Annotated in this window: 13 protein-coding genes and 2 pseudogenes; 8 read left to right on the forward strand and 7 right to left on the reverse strand. The window is 63.1% G+C overall.

Translation table 11 applies throughout. The features are described 5' to 3' along the window. Nucleotides 1-433 precede the first annotated feature (433 nt). On the forward strand, nucleotides 434-946 hold the full coding sequence (gene rcdA / locus V1278_RS06925) for a protease adaptor protein RcdA (RefSeq protein ID WP_334365141.1): 513 nt from the start codon (nucleotides 434-436) through the stop codon (nucleotides 944-946). A gap of 187 nt (nucleotides 947-1,133) precedes the next feature. Here rcdA and rpmE read toward each other — a convergent pair whose 3' ends face one another. Further along, the gene (gene rpmE / locus V1278_RS06930) at nucleotides 1,134-1,361 is read right to left on the reverse strand and encodes a 50S ribosomal protein L31 (RefSeq protein ID WP_057833964.1); all 228 of its coding nucleotides are present in this window, start codon (nucleotides 1,359-1,361) and stop codon (nucleotides 1,134-1,136) included. A 180-nt stretch (nucleotides 1,362-1,541) separates the two neighbouring features. Here rpmE and V1278_RS06935 point away from each other — a divergent pair, with 180 nt between their 5' ends. Continuing rightward, entirely contained in the window at nucleotides 1,542-3,395 is a 1,854-nt protein-coding gene (locus V1278_RS06935; protein WP_334380113.1) for an ABC transporter ATP-binding protein/permease, read from the forward strand. Nucleotides 3,396-3,413: 18 nt separating this feature from the next. On the opposite strand, the gene V1278_RS06940 is transcribed toward V1278_RS06935, so the two are convergent. The 3 genes from V1278_RS06940 to V1278_RS06950 all read right to left on the reverse strand — a co-directional run bounded on the left by V1278_RS06940 (nucleotide 3,414) and on the right by V1278_RS06950 (nucleotide 6,058). Continuing rightward, on the reverse strand, nucleotides 3,414-3,863 hold the full coding sequence (locus V1278_RS06940; protein ID WP_334380114.1) for a GNAT family N-acetyltransferase: 450 nt from the start codon (nucleotides 3,861-3,863) through the stop codon (nucleotides 3,414-3,416). Continuing rightward, nucleotides 3,863-4,888: a peptidoglycan -binding protein gene (locus V1278_RS06945; RefSeq protein WP_028349258.1), complete on the reverse strand. Its 1,026-nt coding sequence runs from the start codon at nucleotides 4,886-4,888 to the stop codon at nucleotides 3,863-3,865. The genes V1278_RS06940 and V1278_RS06945 overlap by 1 nt, the downstream gene beginning before the upstream one ends. A 174-nt stretch (nucleotides 4,889-5,062) precedes the next feature. After that, nucleotides 5,063-6,058, reverse strand: a complete 996-nt coding sequence (locus V1278_RS06950) for a flagellar motor protein MotA (protein WP_334365135.1) — start codon at nucleotides 6,056-6,058, stop codon at nucleotides 5,063-5,065. 567 nt (nucleotides 6,059-6,625) lie between these two features. Here V1278_RS06950 and V1278_RS06955 point away from each other — a divergent pair. The 3 genes and pseudogenes from V1278_RS06955 to V1278_RS06965 form a co-directional block, all read left to right on the forward strand. After that, nucleotides 6,626-6,973 (forward strand): annotated as a pseudogene (locus V1278_RS06955) (SAM-dependent methyltransferase); the annotation flags it as partial. A 305-nt stretch (nucleotides 6,974-7,278) separates the two neighbouring features. After that, nucleotides 7,279-8,484, forward strand: a complete 1,206-nt coding sequence (locus tag V1278_RS06960; RefSeq protein ID WP_334380115.1) for an efflux RND transporter periplasmic adaptor subunit — start codon at nucleotides 7,279-7,281, stop codon at nucleotides 8,482-8,484. Nucleotides 8,485-8,493: 9 nt separating this feature from the next. Beyond that, nucleotides 8,494-11,649 (forward strand): multidrug efflux RND transporter permease subunit, encoded by a 3,156-nt coding sequence (locus tag V1278_RS06965; RefSeq protein WP_334380116.1) that lies wholly within the window; start codon nucleotides 8,494-8,496, stop codon nucleotides 11,647-11,649. A 303-nt stretch (nucleotides 11,650-11,952) separates the two neighbouring features. Here the strand turns inward: V1278_RS06965 and V1278_RS06970 are convergent, their stop codons facing one another. From V1278_RS06970 to V1278_RS06980, 3 genes are all read right to left on the reverse strand, one after another. Then, nucleotides 11,953-12,228: a hypothetical protein gene (locus V1278_RS06970; RefSeq protein WP_334365132.1), complete on the reverse strand. Its 276-nt coding sequence runs from the start codon at nucleotides 12,226-12,228 to the stop codon at nucleotides 11,953-11,955. 233 nt (nucleotides 12,229-12,461) lie between these two features. After that, nucleotides 12,462-12,791 (reverse strand): hypothetical protein, encoded by a 330-nt coding sequence (locus tag V1278_RS06975; protein WP_334365131.1) that lies wholly within the window; start codon nucleotides 12,789-12,791, stop codon nucleotides 12,462-12,464. Between the two features lie 2 nt (nucleotides 12,792-12,793). Next, nucleotides 12,794-13,516, reverse strand: a complete 723-nt coding sequence (locus tag V1278_RS06980) for a mechanosensitive ion channel family protein (RefSeq protein ID WP_334380117.1) — start codon at nucleotides 13,514-13,516, stop codon at nucleotides 12,794-12,796. A gap of 438 nt (nucleotides 13,517-13,954) precedes the next feature. Between V1278_RS06980 and V1278_RS06985 the strand changes: the two are divergent. The 3 genes and pseudogenes from V1278_RS06985 to V1278_RS06995 all read left to right on the forward strand — a co-directional run bounded on the left by V1278_RS06985 (nucleotide 13,955) and on the right by V1278_RS06995 (nucleotide 14,995). Then, nucleotides 13,955-14,218 (forward strand): annotated as a pseudogene (locus tag V1278_RS06985) (hypothetical protein). Between the two features lie 121 nt (nucleotides 14,219-14,339). Beyond that, nucleotides 14,340-14,561 (forward strand): hypothetical protein, encoded by a 222-nt coding sequence (locus tag V1278_RS06990; protein ID WP_334365129.1) that lies wholly within the window; start codon nucleotides 14,340-14,342, stop codon nucleotides 14,559-14,561. A gap of 11 nt (nucleotides 14,562-14,572) precedes the next feature. Then, nucleotides 14,573-14,995: a hypothetical protein gene (locus V1278_RS06995; RefSeq protein WP_334380118.1), complete on the forward strand. Its 423-nt coding sequence runs from the start codon at nucleotides 14,573-14,575 to the stop codon at nucleotides 14,993-14,995. Nucleotides 14,996-15,017: the final 22 nt, after the last annotated feature.

A 15,017-nucleotide genomic window follows, 5' to 3' on the forward strand; every position in this document is an offset into this window, starting at 1 on the left:
TGTGGCAGGGCCGCTGGCCGACTTTCCCTCAATTTCATCTGCCGGTGGTTATGGGTTCCTGCGTTCGCAGGGACGACCCGTGGATGAAGTCAATCACAAACTCGGCCAATGGCCGACATGGCAAACAATCTCTAAAGAAAATCGTTCGTTTACGGTCCGTTAAGCTTTCTCGATTATGACTGTCATCGTCCTCGTTTGGACACCGAGTGGCTCCTGTCCACTCTGTTTGACGCCTCCCTGTTATCAACTTCAAAAGCCGCCGGAAACGGCGGCTCTTTTTTGTGCTCTCCACGGCTATTTTGTGCCCCCACGAGCTGGAAACCATAAATCCGGTTGCCGCTGGACTCTCGACTTCGCCCGAGCAATGATTTGTTCATCATAAGCCGGTGGTTCACAGCCGGTTGGGGCAAATAGTGGCGTGAGGGCGTTAACCATGGCGGACCGTTCGCAAAGCGAATCCGCGCTCGTTCTGTTCAGCGAGCGGCTGACTAATTCGGTGGCGTTCGGAACTCTCTTCCGGGAAGGCATGGATCTGGTCGAGGAAACCGCCGCCTATCTCGATGGCGACGGCCGCACCGAAGCCAAGGCGCTCGAACGTTCTGTCAGCCTTACTTACGCAACCGAAAGCATGCGCCTGACCACCCGCTTGATGCAGCTTGCGTCATGGCTGTTGCTGCATCGCGCGGTCAAGGAAGGCGAGATGACGCTGACCCAGGCCAATCGGGAAAAGACCAAGGTCAAGCTCACGGCCGCCGATCCCGGGCCGCAGGACATGATCGAGAAGCTCCCGCAGCAATTGCAGGATCTGATTGCGCGATCGATGAGCCTTCAGACGCGGGTCCGTCGCCTCGACATCTCGATCCACGCGGCGCCCGCGGAACGCGGGCCGATCGGCAATCCGCTGGTGCCGCAGCTCAACAGGTTGAAAGCGGCGTTCGAGCAGTAAGGTTCTCTCCGCCGTCATTGCGAGCGTAGCGAAGCAATCCATCTCTCAGCGCATGCGGAGCGATGGATTGCTTCGTCGCTTTGCTCCTCGCAACGACGAGGATAGGCCGCAGCACCAAAATAAAAACGCCCCGGGCTGACCGGGGCGTTTCGCATTTCTGAACCCAAGAAAGCAGGACCGGACGGCCTCAGTCCTTCTTGAGGAAGCCCGAAAACTTCTTCTGGAAGCGCGACACTCGGCCGCCGCGGTCGAGGATCTGCTGCGAGCCGCCGGTCCAGGCCGGGTGCGACTTGGGATCGATATCGAGGTTCAGCTTGTCGCCTTCCTTGCCCCAGGTGGAGCGGGTCTGGTACTCTGTCCCGTCGGTCATCACGACCGTAATCGTATGATAATTCGGATGAATTTCGGCTTTCATGGCATATCCTTCGGCGCGCCGGCGCCCGTCTCAACTGTCAGGGGATACGGGATTTGGCGGCTCTATAGCTCAGGAAGCCTGTCAAAACAAGCTACGTATATGTCCTGATTGGGAATCTCCCGGATTTGCCAGAGGGGGGCGCGGAGGCCTATCTGGAGGCAGAAAAACGGGTCGGATTTCATGAGCGCAGTGGAACAGATTGAAGCCCCCCGCGGCACGCCGCCGCGTGACGCCCTGCTCGAGGAAGAGGCCTTCATCGAGCGCCAGTTGACGCAATCGCCGGCCAGGACCGGCGCCAGGCTGCGCCCGCTGCTGGCGCTCGCGCCCTATGTTGCGCGCTACCGCGGGCGTGCGGCGCTCGCTTTCATTTCGTTGACGGTCGCGGCGATCACCACGCTGGTCGTGCCGATCGCCATCCGGCGCATGATCGATTTCGGCTTCAGTCCCGAAGGCATCGCCCTGATCAACAGCTATTTCAGCGTCATGATCGCGGTCGTCGCGGTGCTCGCCGCCGCCAGCGCGTCGCGTTACTACCTCGTCATGACGATCGGCGAGCGCATCGTTGCCGACGTCAGGCGCGACGTGTTCGCGCATCTGATCTCACTCTCGCCCGCATTTTTCGATTCCGCGCGTTCGGGCGAGTTGGTGTCGCGGCTGACGGCCGATACCACCCAGATCAAGTCCGCGGTCGGCGCCTCGGTATCCATCGCGCTGCGCAACATGATGCTGTTCATCGGCGCCGCCACCATGATGGTGATCACGAGCCCCAAGCTTTCAGGCTTCGTGTTGCTGGCGATCCCCGTGATCGTGATCCCGCTGGTCGCCTTCGGGCGCTGGGTGCGGCGGCTGTCGCGCAACGCGCAGGATACGCTGGCGGACGCCAGCGCGTATGCTTCCGAACTGGTCGGCGCGATCAGGACCGTGCAGGCTTATACCAGCGAGCGGATGGCCACCGCCCGCTTCGGCGGCGATGTCGAACAGGCCTATGAGGCGGCGCGCAGCTCGACGCGGGCGCGCGCAGTGCTGACCCTGATCATCATCTTCATCGTGTTCTCCAGCGTGGTGGCGATCCTCTGGGTCGGCTCACACGACGTGCTGACCGGCCAGATCACGCCGGGCCGGCTCGGTCAGTTCGTACTGTATGCGGCGTTCGCCGCCGCCGGTCTCGGACAGCTTAGCGAGGTCTGGGGCGAAGTCTCGGCCGCCTCCGGCGCCGCCGAGCGGCTGTTCGAGATTCTTCGGGTCAAGTCGCAGATCACGGCCCCGCCGCAGCCCGTCGCGCTGCCGCAGCCTGCGCGCGGCGACGTCGGGTTCGAGAACGTCAGCTTTGCCTATCCGGCGCGGCCGGATGTGCTCGCGATCGATCAGGTTTCGCTCTCGGTCAAGGCCGGCGAGAAGGTCGCGATCGTAGGTCCCTCGGGTGCGGGCAAGAGCACGCTGTTTCATCTCCTGCTGCGGTTCTACGATCCGGCCAAGGGCACGATCTCGCTCGACGGCGTGCCGGTCAAGTCGGCGGATCCGCTTGACGTGCGCTCGCGGATTGCGCTGGTGCCACAGGACTCGGTGGTGTTTGCGACCACGGCGCGCGAAAACATCCGTTTCGGCCGGCCCGATGCCACCGACGCCGAGGTCGAGCGCGCCGCCGATCTCGCGCACGCCACTGAATTCCTGCGCAAGCTGCCCGGCGGCTTCGAGGCGCAACTCGGCGAGCGCGGCGTGACGCTGTCCGGCGGCCAGCGCCAGCGCATAGCGATCGCGCGCGCGATCCTGCGTGACGCGCCGCTGTTGCTGCTCGATGAGGCGACGTCAGCGCTCGATGCCGAAAGCGAGACGCTGGTGCAGACGGCGCTGGAAGAACTGATGCGCCATCGCACCACGCTCGTCATAGCGCATCGCCTCGCCACTGTGCTCTCCTGCGACCGCATCATGGTGATGGACCAGGGCAGGATCGTCGAGCAGGGCACACATGCCGAGCTGGTCGCGGCGAACGGACTGTACGCGCGATTGGCGCGGCTGCAGTTCGAGGGCGTGTAGCCGATCTGGGTGAGGGTGTTACGCCTTCCATTCCATCTTCAACACCGGCCTGCCTGAAGTCGGATTCACATCCTCGCCGGCATGTTCAAAGCCGTTGCGCTCGTAGAAGCGGATCGCGCGGGCGTTGTCCTTGTTGACCAGAAGCGTGATGCCATTGGGCGACAGGCGCTTGGCTTCATCGACCAGACTTGTCGCAAGTTTCGAGCCCCAATGATCCGGACTGACCGCGAGCTGGTCGAGATAGCCAGATGCATCGATGGTCACGAAGCCGATCAGCACATCCGCCTGCTCGGCGACGATGATCTGGGCGTTTTCCACCAGCTCGTTCCGCCACCGCTCACGCCACCACGCCACCCGCGCATTGAAATCGATCGAGGGGTAGGCCTGCTGCCATGTCAGGCGCCACAGCTCGATCGCCGCATCCTCGTCCTCGGCGCGATAGGGGCGGAGCGTGAAATCTGCGGCCACTACCGTTCCGTCAGTTTCAGCTCGATGCGGCGGTTGCGCTTGTAGGCGTCTTCGTTGGGTGCTGAATCGAGCGGCTGGAACTCGGCAAAACCGGCGGCGACCAGCCGTTGCGCGGGAACGCCGAGGAAAACCAGATATTGCACCACGGAGATGGCGCGCGCCGACGACAATTCCCAGTTCGACTTGAACAGCGGCGAGTTGATCGGGCGCATGTCGGTATGGCCGTCGACCCGCAGCACCCAGCCGATCTCGCTCGGTATCTGCTTGTCCAGATCGATCAGCGCGGTGGCGAGTTTGTCGAGTTCGGAGCGGCCCTCGGGAAGCAGCACCGCCTGGCCGGTATCGAAGAACACTTCCGACTGGAATACGAAGCGGTCGCCGACGATGCGGATATCGGGGCGATTGCCCAGAATGGCGCGCAGGCGGCCGAAGAATTCCGAACGGTAGCGCGACAGTTCCTGCACGCGTTGCGCCAGCGCGACGTTCAGGCGCTGGCCGAGATCGGCAATCCGTCCCTGCGATTCCTTGTCACGCTTTTCGGAGGCTTCCAGCGCTTCCTCGAGCGCCGCAAGCTGGCGGCGCAGCGCGCTGATCTGCTGGTTCAGCACCTCGATCTGGGCGAGCGCGCGCGAGCTCACGGCCTTTTCGGATTCGAGCGCCTTGTTGAGCTCATTGGCGCGGCCCTGGGCGTCGCCGGCACCACTCAACCCCTCGTAAAGCCCCTTGATGCGGTCACGTTCGCCTTCCGCGGCGGCGAGGCCGGCGCGCAATTGCGCGAGCTGGTCGTCGAGCGTGATCTTGCCGAGCTTTTCCAGCGACAGCAGGTCGTTCAACTGCGCGATCTTGGCGTTGAGTTGTTCGAGCGCCTTGTCCTTGCCGGTGACCTCCTGCGACAGGAAGAATTGCACCACCAAAAACACTGACAGCAGGAACACGATCGACAGCACCAGCGTCGACAGCGCATCGACGAAGCCCGGCCAATAGTTGAAACCGGATTCACTGCGGCGTGCACGGGCGAGGGCCATTTATTGTCTCCGGTGTCCTGTCCCGGACGCGGTGCGGCGTGCAACGCCGCTCCGCAGAGCCGGGATCTACTCGCGATGGGTCCCGACTCTGCGTCGCATCACCATAGCGTGTCAAAGACGCGCGTAAACGCGCTTTTGCCTGCTGCGCCGCGTCCGGGGCACGAACTTTCCACTTCAGCTCTTCTCGGGCTGTCTGGCGATCCGTTCCAGGAGCTTCTTGATCTCGCGGTTTTGTTCGCCCTGACCGTCGGCCCATTCGCGGATCATCTGCTGCTCGGTGCGCATATGCGCAACCAGGCCCTGGATCGCCTCGGCCAGATTGGCCATCGCCGCCGTCGTGTTGCGGCTGCCGCCGCTCTCTTCCACCACCGCGCGGATACGTTCCATTGCATGCTGCAGCTCGCCGCCGATCCCGGAACTGCCATCGCCATATTCGCGCACGGTGGAGGCGAGCCAGTCTTCAAGGTCGGTATAGAAGCGGTTCTGTGCCTGGCTCGACTGCAGGTCGAGAAAGCCCAGGATCAGGGAGCCCGCGAGGCCGAACAGCGAGGACGAGAACGAAATGCCCATGCCGCCGAGCGGCGCGGCCAAGCCCTCTTTGAGGGTGTCGAACAGCGAGCCGGCATCGCCGCCGACTTTCAGGCCGTCGATCACCTTGCCGACGGAACCGACGGTTTCGATCAGGCCCCAGAAGGTGCCAAGCAGGCCGAGGAAGACCAGCAAGCCTGTCATGTAGCGGGAAATATCACGGGCTTCGTCCAGCCGCGTCGCAATCGAATCCAGCAAGTGCCGCATGGTCTGCTGCGATATCGTCATGCGCCCGGTACGCTCGCCGCCGAGAATTGCCGCCATCGGAGCCAGCAGGGTCGGGCGCCGGTCGATTGCGAGCCCCGGATCGGCGATGCGGAAACTGTTGACCCAGGCCACCTCCGGATAGAGCCGAACCACCTGCCGGAATGACAGGATGATGCCGATCAGGAGCACCCCGCCGATCAGCGCGTTAAGGCCAGGGTTGGCAAAGAACGCCACGGTGATCTGCTTGTAGAGCACGACCGTGACCAGCGCGCAGAGCACCAGGAACACGAGCATCCGCACCAGGAAAATCCGTGGTGAGGACAGTTTGCTCAGTTCGATCTCCATTTCGGAGCGGGAGGAGGGGCCTGAAGGCATTTGCGGGGTGTCATCCGGTTACGAAAAGCCGCGCTGGCGCCAATATGGCACAGCGGGCTGGAGAAAAAAGCTGGCAAGCCGCGATTTCGGGCCGACGGTGGTGGAACATCTTCCCGAAACCCGGCTTTGACATCAGCGTATTTTGGAACGGTTCGATGTCCAACCGAGATTTTTCATGACGCTCTTATATCCCGAGGCGTGTTGGCCATTGCCGCATCTTTCCCGGTTCTGATGGCGGGCGCCTGGGTGGTGCAGGAGCAGTGGCGGTATCGCGACTGCCGGTTGCAGAACCAGCCCGTTCTCCCCGCGGCCGCCGCCGGCATGATCCGACCCGGAGGGTCGCGTTAGCCCATGGCGAGGACCGGTTTTTGAAAAGGATCGTGCCAAAAGGGAGGGAGTGTCATGGCTTCGTCTCCGCGATCCTTGGCACCGCCGAGCGGGTGCCGCTGCCCGACGTGATTGTCCGGGCCGCAATCCACCAGCTCTGCTCACGCACCGCCACGAAACTCGCCACCGGAAATGCCGAAAGCGATGCCTGGCTCGCCCACGAAATGGCGGCACGCGCCATCGAATGTGTTCGATCGCGCCGATGGCGAGGACTGGATTGCGCAGCATTTCTGTACCGGCGGCGTGATCCCGAGCCATCATCTGATCCGGCAATATGCCGATCTGTTCGGGGTCGAAAAGGAATGGCGCTGGAGCGGCATGCATTGTCAGCGCAACGTGCAGGACCGGCTGGCGAACTTCGACCGACATCGCGACGAAATCGAGCGCGTGCTTCGCAAGGTCTATGGCGGCGAGACTGCGCTGTGGATGCGGCGCTGGCGCTGGTTCCTGCTCGCCACCGCAGGCCTGTTCGGTTACGCCGGTGGCAGCGAGTGGGGCATCAGCCATTACCGGCTCAAGGCGCCTTAGCCCGAAGTTAACCGATTCGTGCCGGATGCCTCCCGCGCGGTCTGCTGCAGCGAAACGGCGGGTTCCCGGCCGTCTGTTTCCGGCCAAACGCAATGGAACCGTCTCACAATCAAGTGAATCTGGAAAAATGAGCGGTAGTTCAGTGTGATAGCGTTGTGTGACATTGGGCCGCCGCGAAATCGTATTGCGTCGCAGCAGCCTGTCCCTATCCTATCTTCCACCAACCGTGAGTTCCCAAGACTCGTACGACAACGTCGCGAATGCTCAACTCGCGCCTTCCAACCTGAACTGGGGCAATGCTTTCAATGTCCGGACTACGAACGCAATCGGCATGCATCATTGTGATGTTGACTGCGATGGCGCCGCTTTTGGCTGGCTGCAATGAACCGATCGCCGCGACCGCAGCGGCAAAGCCGCCCGAGCCTGAAGTAGGCACTTTCACCGTCAGATCTCAGCCCCGCGCCATCGTTCGTGAATTGCCCGGCCGAATCGCACCCACCCGGGTCTCGGAAGTCCGTGCGCGGGTTTCGGGCATCGTCGTCGAGCGCCTGTTCCAGCAGGGCACCGAGGTGAAGGCCGGCGATCCGCTCTACCGGATCGACCCCAAACCGTTCGAGGTGGAACTGCAGGCGAGCGAAGCCGCGCTGGACAAGGCGGAAGCTGCGCTCGATCTCGCCACCCAGCACGCCCGGCGCATTGCGACGCTGACCAGCCAGCGCGCGGCGCCCGAGGCAGAGAACGAAAAGGCCATCGCAGCCCAACGCCAGGCTGAAGCCGAAGTTGGAAGCCGCAGGGCCGATGTCGCCCGCGCGAAGCTCAATCTCGATTATGCGACGATTCGTGCGCCAATCAGCGGCGTCGTTGGCGCCGCACTGGTCAGCGAAGGCGCGCTGGTGGTGCAGAACGAGACCACCAGCCTTGCCACGATCCAACAGCTCGACCCGATCTACGCCGATTTCACCCAATCGATCGCGGAGATGAACAAGCTGCGCCGTGCGCTCGAAAGCGGCGACCTCGACCGGATCGCGCCCGACGTGGCCAAGGTCCGCCTCGTGCTCGACGATGGTCCGGCCTATTCGATTCCCGGCAAGCTTCTGTTCTCTGATGCCAAGGTCGACGCCTATACCGGGCAGGTCACGCTGCGCGGACAGTTTCCGAATCCGAATCGCGAACTACTGCCCGGCATGTATGTCCGCGTCCTGATCGAACAGGGCATCGATTCCGATGCCATGGCCGTGCCGCAGCAGGCGATCCAGCGCGATGCCGGCGGCGGCAGCGAAGTCTTCGTGGTCAAGGACGACGGCCGCGTCGCGACGCAGCCGGTCCGCACCGGCCCGATGCAGGACGGCGTGTGGCTGATCAGCGAGGGCCTCAAGGAGGGCGACCGCGTCATCGTCGACGGGTTCCAGAAGTTTGTTGCCGGCGACAAGGTCAAGGCGAAGGCGTGGATCGATGCGGATGCCTCGGTTGGTTCGATACCGCCAGCACCGGCAGCGCAAGCGTCCCGCTGAGACCGGGACATGCCCAGCTTCTTCATCGACCGGCCGATCTTCGCCTGGGTGGTCGCGCTTTTCATCTGCCTGATCGGCGCGATCTCGATCCCGTTGCTGGCGGTCGCGCAATATCCGATCATCGCACCGCCCTCGATCTCGATCTCGACCAGCTATCCCGGCGCGTCGCCGGAGAACCTCTACAACAGCGTCACGCGGCTGATCGAGGAGGAACTCAACGGCGCCTCCGGCATCCTCAATTTCGAATCTACCTCTGACTCGCTGGGACAGGTCGAAATCATCGCCAACTTCGTGCCCGGCACGGAGACGGGTGCGGCGTCGGTCGAAGTGCAGAACCGACTCAAGCGCGTCGAGGCTCGGCTTCCGCGCGCGGTGATCCAGCAGGGCATCCTGGTCGAGGAGGCCTCCTCTGCCGTGCTGCAGATCATTACGCTGAATTCGGCCGACGGCTCGCTCGACGAAATCGGCCTCGGCGACTTCATGATCCGCAACGTGCTCGGCGAGATCAGGCGCATTCCCGGCGTTGGCCGCGCCACGCTCTATTCCACCGAACGTTCGCTGCGGATCTGGGTCGATCCGGCCAAGCTGGTCGGCTACGGCCTTACCGCCGACGACGTCAACAAGGCGATCTCGGCGCAGAACGCCCAGGTCGCCTCGGGCAGCGTCGGCGCCGAGCCGAGCACGCCGGAGCAGAGGATTTCCGCGCTGGTGCTGGTCAAGGGTCAGCTCTCATCGCCGGATGAATTCGGCGCCATCACGCTGCGCGCCAATCCGGATGGATCGACGGTGCGGCTGCGCGACGTCGCCCGCATCGAGATTGGCGGCCTGAGCTACCAGTTCAACACGCGGCTCAACGGCAAGCCGACGGCGGGCCTTTCGGTGCTGCTGTCGCCGACCGGCAACGCGCTTGCCACCGCCAGCGCCGTCGAAGCCAAGATGAAGGAATTGTCAAAATTCTTTCCGGCCAATATCGGTTACGAAATCCCGTACAACATCACGCCCGTCGTCAAGGCCTCGATCAACAAGGTGTTGATGACGCTGGTGGAAGCGGTGGTGCTGGTCTTCATCGTGATGTTCCTGTTCCTGCAGAACATCCGCTACACCATCATTCCGACCATCGTGGTGCCGGTGGCGCTGCTCGGCACCTGTGCGATGCTGATGGCGGCCGGCTATTCCATCAACATGCTGACCATGTTCGGCATGGTGCTGGCGGTCGGCATTCTCGTCGACGACGCCATCGTCGTGGTCGAGAACGTCGAGCGGATCATGGCGGAAGAGGGCCTGCCGCCGAAGGAAGCGACCCGCAAGGCGATGTCGCAGATCACCAGCGCCATCATCGGCATCACGCTGGTGCTGATGGCCGTGTTCGTGCCGATGGCGTTCTTCCCGGGTTCGGTCGGCATCATCTATCGCCAGTTCTCGGTCACCATGATCTCGGCCATCGCTTTCTCCGCGCTGCTGGCGCTTTCGCTGACGCCGGCGCTGTGCGCGACGCTGTTGAAGCCGGTCGAGGCCGGCCACGGCCATGCGCGCAAGGGCGTGTTCGGCTGGTTCAACCGCGTGCTCGAGACGAGCCGTGGCGGCTATTCGCGCACGGTGCAGGGCTCGCTGAAGCGCACCGGGCGTTTGATGCTGATCTACGCTGCGCTGCTCATCGGCCTCGGCTGGGCCTTCGTCCGGCTGCCCGGCGGCTTCCTGCCGGTCGACGACCAGGGCTTCATCACGACAGACGTGCAGACGCCGTCCGACTCCTCCTACGCCCGCACCGAAGCGGCGGTCGGGGCCGTGGAGAAGTATCTGCTCAATCGCGCCGGCGTCGAGGACGTCACGTTCCTCACCGGCTTCAGCTTCCTCGGCCAGGGCATGAACACCGCGCAGGCCTTCATCACGTTGAAAGACTGGTCGGAACGGGGCAAAAAGGATTCCGCCGCCGCGATCGTCGCCGACATCAACCGCGAGCTTTCGTCGATCCGCGACGCCAGGATCTCGGCGCTGCAGCCGCCGCCGATCGACAACCTCGGCAATTCCTCCGGCTTCTCATTCCGCCTGCAGGACCGCGGCCAGAAGGGCTATCCGGCGCTGGTCGCAGCATCCGACCGGCTGATCGCGGAAGCCAACGCCAGCCCCATCCTGCAGAAGGTCTATGTCGAGGGCCTGCCGCCAGCGCCGCAGGTCAATCTGATGATCGACCGCGAGAAAGCCGGCGCATTCGGCGTCACCTTCGAGGACATCAATCAGACGATTTCGACCAATCTCGGCTCGAACTATATCAACGACTTTCCGAACCGCGGCAGGATGCAGCGCGTGATCGTGCAGGCCGACCGCGCCAGCCGCATGAACGCCGACGACATCCTCAATTACAACGTCAAGAACAGCCGCGGTCAGCTGGTACCGTTCTCCGCTTTCGCCACGGTCCAGTGGTCGAAGGGGCCGACCCAGATCGCGGGCTTCAACTACTATCCCGCCGTGCGCATCTCCGGCGAAGCCAAGCCCGGCTTCACCTCCGGGGATGCCATCGCCGAGATGGAACGGCTGGCCAACAAGCTGCCGCGCGGCTTCGGTTTCGAATGGACCGGCCAGTCGCTGCAGGAAAAGCTGTCGGGCTCGCAGGCGCCGTTCCTGCTCGGCCTCTCGGTGCTGGTGGTGTTCCTGCTGCTTGCTGCGCTCTATGAGAGCTGGACCATTCCGCTTGCGGTCCTGCTGACGGTGCCGCTCGGCATCTGCGGCGCGGTGATTGCCGCGACCATGCGGGGGCTACCGAACGATGTCTACTTCACCGTCGGCCTGATCACCATCATCGGCCTGGCGGCGAAAGACGCCATCCTCATCATCGAATTCGCCAAGGATTTGCGCGCGCAGGGCAAGCCGCTGATTGAAGCGACGGTCGAAGCCTGTTCGCTGCGCTTCCGCCCCATCTTGATGACGGGCCTAGCCTTCGTCTGCGGCGTGCTGCCGATGGCGATTGCGACGGGAGCCGGCGGCGCCAGCCAGCAGGCGCTCGGCACCAGCGTGATGGGCGGCATGATCGCGGTCGTGATCCTGGCGCTGTTGATGGTGCCGGTGTTCTTCGTCTCGGTGCAGCGCGTGCTGGCGGGGGACCGGGAGAAGGTGGAGGAGGTGGCGGAAGCCGAGGTGGCTGGCCCGCCGGCGCCGGTGAAGTCATAGACGCTGTCATGCTCCGTGACCCCGCGACGCCAGGGCTTCGCAGGGACTTGCGGTCTCGGGCCGTCGAGAAGCCTTGGCGCAGGCGGCGGCCGATGCATCCAGTCCGTGCACTCACAAATTTGCCGGGCTGACGCCGCGCCAGAGTTTGCTATCCCCCGATAGCCGACGTGCTGCTGCATAGCAGCGAAACGACGCTATGTGCCGGAAGCGACAGCCGCGCAGGCCGCGAGCGATCTGGTGCACGACCGCGCAGTCATTCCCTTCGGGTTGCGTTAAGGCAAATAGCGGGGTTTCCGAAATTCCTCATCGATGCATCCACGCCCTCGAAATCGAAAGCAGTGTGTGACCGATGACGCTGAGGAGCGCGGCGATGCCCCATATAGTGAACATGTTCTCTTTGTAGCTTGCAGAAAAGCCAGCGCCTTCGGCGATCACATCGCCGATATACTTCCACCAGCCGGTGAGAGTGCCCGGCAACCCACCAGTCGCATCAGCAGTCGCAAGCATGACTCCCGAGATCACGGGGAGATAGAAGACGAGAACCGCGGATGCGGCGAGAACACGGAAAATGAATCGCATGAGGCCTCCAATGCGCGCAATGATGGCCGCGAACTCACCGAGCGGTTGTCTTCAGTCCCTTTGAGGACAGCATATCGAAACAACGTCCGCTTCGCTTGTACTCATGAATGCGTGCGTAGCTGCCCCTGTACGAGGTTTGAGAGCCAAGGCCGGGCCACCTCACACCATTGGCCCTGTGATTGGAGGCTAGGCCTATGGCGCAGCAGCGAGATCAAGACAGCAGCGCCCTCGGGCTAAATAGCCTCCACCAGCGTCCCAATGAGACGCAACAACTCTTGATGCTCCGGTCCGTCTCCGCCTCGCGCTAAGAATTCCCTGATCTCTAACTTCTCCGTGCGTCCGCCGGAAGAGACGTTGGGCACGTGCACAACAGAAACTCTGTCAGCGTCACAGGCTAGGTACCAGCGTGCCCCGTTCGAGCTGCAGTATAGCTCCCTGGCGGCGGCAGAATGCGAGAAGACGCCGAACTCGTGCATCTTGGCAACAAGGTCGACGGCACCATCGCGTCCAGTGTTCTGCGGAACATGCTCAATCGTCGCCTTCGCGTCTTCCGGTATCATCATGTTCACCTGCTGGACTGGCGCGGCGGTTGGGAAGTACCTGCCGCGTGTTCGCCCAAGCGACGGCCGGCTTCAGCAGCTTCGTCGAGCTTCGACGCGACACCTCGCGACGAGTCGTACCATCGACGGACAATCTCGGCTGCAGTCTCTCGTCCACCGAGCCCGAAGGCCAGACCGAGCGCGAGAGCTGCTGCGCCGACGACAGCCGTGAACAGCGTGTTGGCCAACGTCTGTGCAACACCGATCTGGTTCACGGCTATGACGATGGCGAAGGCCCACACCATGACCTTTGCAATCTTGGCGAGGAGGTTGGGATTGCCCAGGTCGGCCTGTGCCGTGGCGCCTCGGACCAAGTTAGCCAGGGCATTCGCCGCCAAGCCACCGATGACGAGAACGACGATTCCGACGATAAGGTTGGGAATCCACAACAGGAGTTGTCGCAACACGTCCGAAACAGCCGGTAGACCCAAAGCGTCGAACGCAACCACAAGCGCGATCAGCCTGATGAACCATTTCGTCGTGAGGGCAATCGCTCCCGAAGCATCAGTCTCCAGCCCCATGTTATGAACGAAGCCGGTGAACCCCGATTGCGTGGATAGTTCGTTGAAGCGGACTCGCCGAAGCACCGCCGCGATTGCGCTTGCCACCAAGGCCGCGACGAACCAGCCGATAATCAGGATCGCGGCAAAGGCAAGAATCTTGGGAATGGCGGCGAAGAATACGGCCATCGCGGCCGCAAGGGATGTGAGCAGAGCCTCGCTCCAATCCCGAATGCTCGTAAGCGTCATGGTGACCTCCTCCAGGTGAGGGCGCGGACAGCTTCGTCCCCGTCCAGCGCGCGGAACTCACAAAGTCAACACCGTGAAGATCGGAAAGGTTCTGACGCTTGCAGTGCTAAGACAGAGCTTTGGGGGTGAAACGGGGATTTTGCAGCTGCGAAGGCGGCACCGATCCCATCCCGGCGAGCAGCCGGACCATGCATCGCCGCGCGCGATCGCCGCCTTAGCAGCGCATGTCGGCCAGCATCCGGATGACGCGTTCGCCAGCTTCCACCGTTGAATGGCGCCAGCGGAATTCGGATCGCGATGGATCACGCGCTTGGTCAGAACCGGTCCCCGGAACGGAAGACGGTTCGGTCAGATTGGTCTTCGGCAGGAGCCATTTCGATGCGGATGACGAAGGAACGGCAGCCCGCCATGAGGACGCTGCGGGGCTGGGCCGTCTCCGTGTTGCAGGAAGCCGGAGCGATCCGCGATGCGAGGAGCATGGCTGGATGCAGGCCCGCGCTGATCCCCCATGCCCAAGAGCGCGCTCTCGTCATCGCCCGTCAGGATCCGCCGTCCGGCGTCTCTCCGGAGGCGGCCGTCGCTGAAGTTCGGGACGTCCTGGACTCGCTCGGCGACACCTGCCCGGAGTGTCTGCCAGCCTGATTGCGCTTGCTGCGATCGGCAGACGACCGGCGATTGCGATGGAATGTTCTTCTTGAAAGTCCGTGAGGTCGGTCGGATACTGGAGCAGGTCCTTGCCACCAGCAATCCCAGGAGGACGATCATGCCGATCCAGATCGTGATGGACCGCAGCGGCGACCGCCGTCACCCCTTCAATTCGGATGACGCACAAGAACTGGCGAAAGCGGAGCAGCGGTTCTACGAGCTCACCAATGCCGGCTTCACCGCGGCAGTTAGGACGGGTCCGGGTCAGACCTCGCACCTACGATCGTTCGACCCCACTGCGGAAGAAACTGTCTTCTTCCCCAGGCTGGTCGGCGGGTAACCGGCCCGGCCATGTTCGGCTTTCGACCGTGGCCGCCGGGCGGCCGCTCGCGCATAAGCGCGACGCGAGCCCTCTTCATCAGGCACGGCGCCGAGGGCACGCCGGAGGGCCGCTCGCTGCGGCTCTTGCGAGAATGGTTGTCGCCGGCACAGCGAGAGCAGTTCACCAGAAAGGGCTACTTCGAGGTCGTCGGAAGCGACAGCGGAAAGCGGTACAGGATCCACGCCGGGGCCTCGGTGAATGTGTGCGAGATCGACAAAAGAGGTCGCCTGCAGGAGGGGCTGTGTTTCATGCCGATCGGCGCTCTGCCGATCGGAGACGTCATGCTTGCCCAGAAGATCGCGCTGGAGACATGCGAGGGCCAGGCGCGCGCCGTGGCCAGGAGGTTTACTCCGAACAATTTCCATTTCAGGCAAAGCCGACCTCTCGGCTGAGAACGCAAATCGGCGTCGTTGC

Source organism: Bradyrhizobium sp. AZCC 1577 (assembly GCF_036924575.1).
Lineage (GTDB): Bacteria > Pseudomonadota > Alphaproteobacteria > Rhizobiales > Xanthobacteraceae > Bradyrhizobium.

Coding starts and splice junctions, on each gene's coding strand:
- V1278_RS06990 (WP_334365129.1), top strand. CDS start 14,340: ATGCCGATCCAGATCGTGATGGACCGCAGCGGCGACCGCCGTCACCCC.
- V1278_RS06965 (WP_334380116.1), top strand. CDS start 8,494: ATGCCCAGCTTCTTCATCGACCGGCCGATCTTCGCCTGGGTGGTCGCG.
- V1278_RS06935 (WP_334380113.1), top strand. CDS start 1,542: ATGAGCGCAGTGGAACAGATTGAAGCCCCCCGCGGCACGCCGCCGCGT.
- V1278_RS06960 (WP_334380115.1), top strand. CDS start 7,279: ATGTCCGGACTACGAACGCAATCGGCATGCATCATTGTGATGTTGACT.
- rcdA (WP_334365141.1), top strand. CDS start 434: ATGGCGGACCGTTCGCAAAGCGAATCCGCGCTCGTTCTGTTCAGCGAG.
- V1278_RS06950 (WP_334365135.1), bottom strand. CDS start 6,058: ATGCCTTCAGGCCCCTCCTCCCGCTCCGAAATGGAGATCGAACTGAGC.
- V1278_RS06980 (WP_334380117.1), bottom strand. CDS start 13,516: ATGGCCGTATTCTTCGCCGCCATTCCCAAGATTCTTGCCTTTGCCGCG.
- V1278_RS06995 (WP_334380118.1), top strand. CDS start 14,573: ATGTTCGGCTTTCGACCGTGGCCGCCGGGCGGCCGCTCGCGCATAAGC.
- V1278_RS06970 (WP_334365132.1), bottom strand. CDS start 12,228: ATGCGATTCATTTTCCGTGTTCTCGCCGCATCCGCGGTTCTCGTCTTC.
- V1278_RS06975 (WP_334365131.1), bottom strand. CDS start 12,791: ATGATGATACCGGAAGACGCGAAGGCGACGATTGAGCATGTTCCGCAG.
- rpmE (WP_057833964.1), bottom strand. CDS start 1,361: ATGAAAGCCGAAATTCATCCGAATTATCATACGATTACGGTCGTGATG.
- V1278_RS06945 (WP_028349258.1), bottom strand. CDS start 4,888: ATGGCCCTCGCCCGTGCACGCCGCAGTGAATCCGGTTTCAACTATTGG.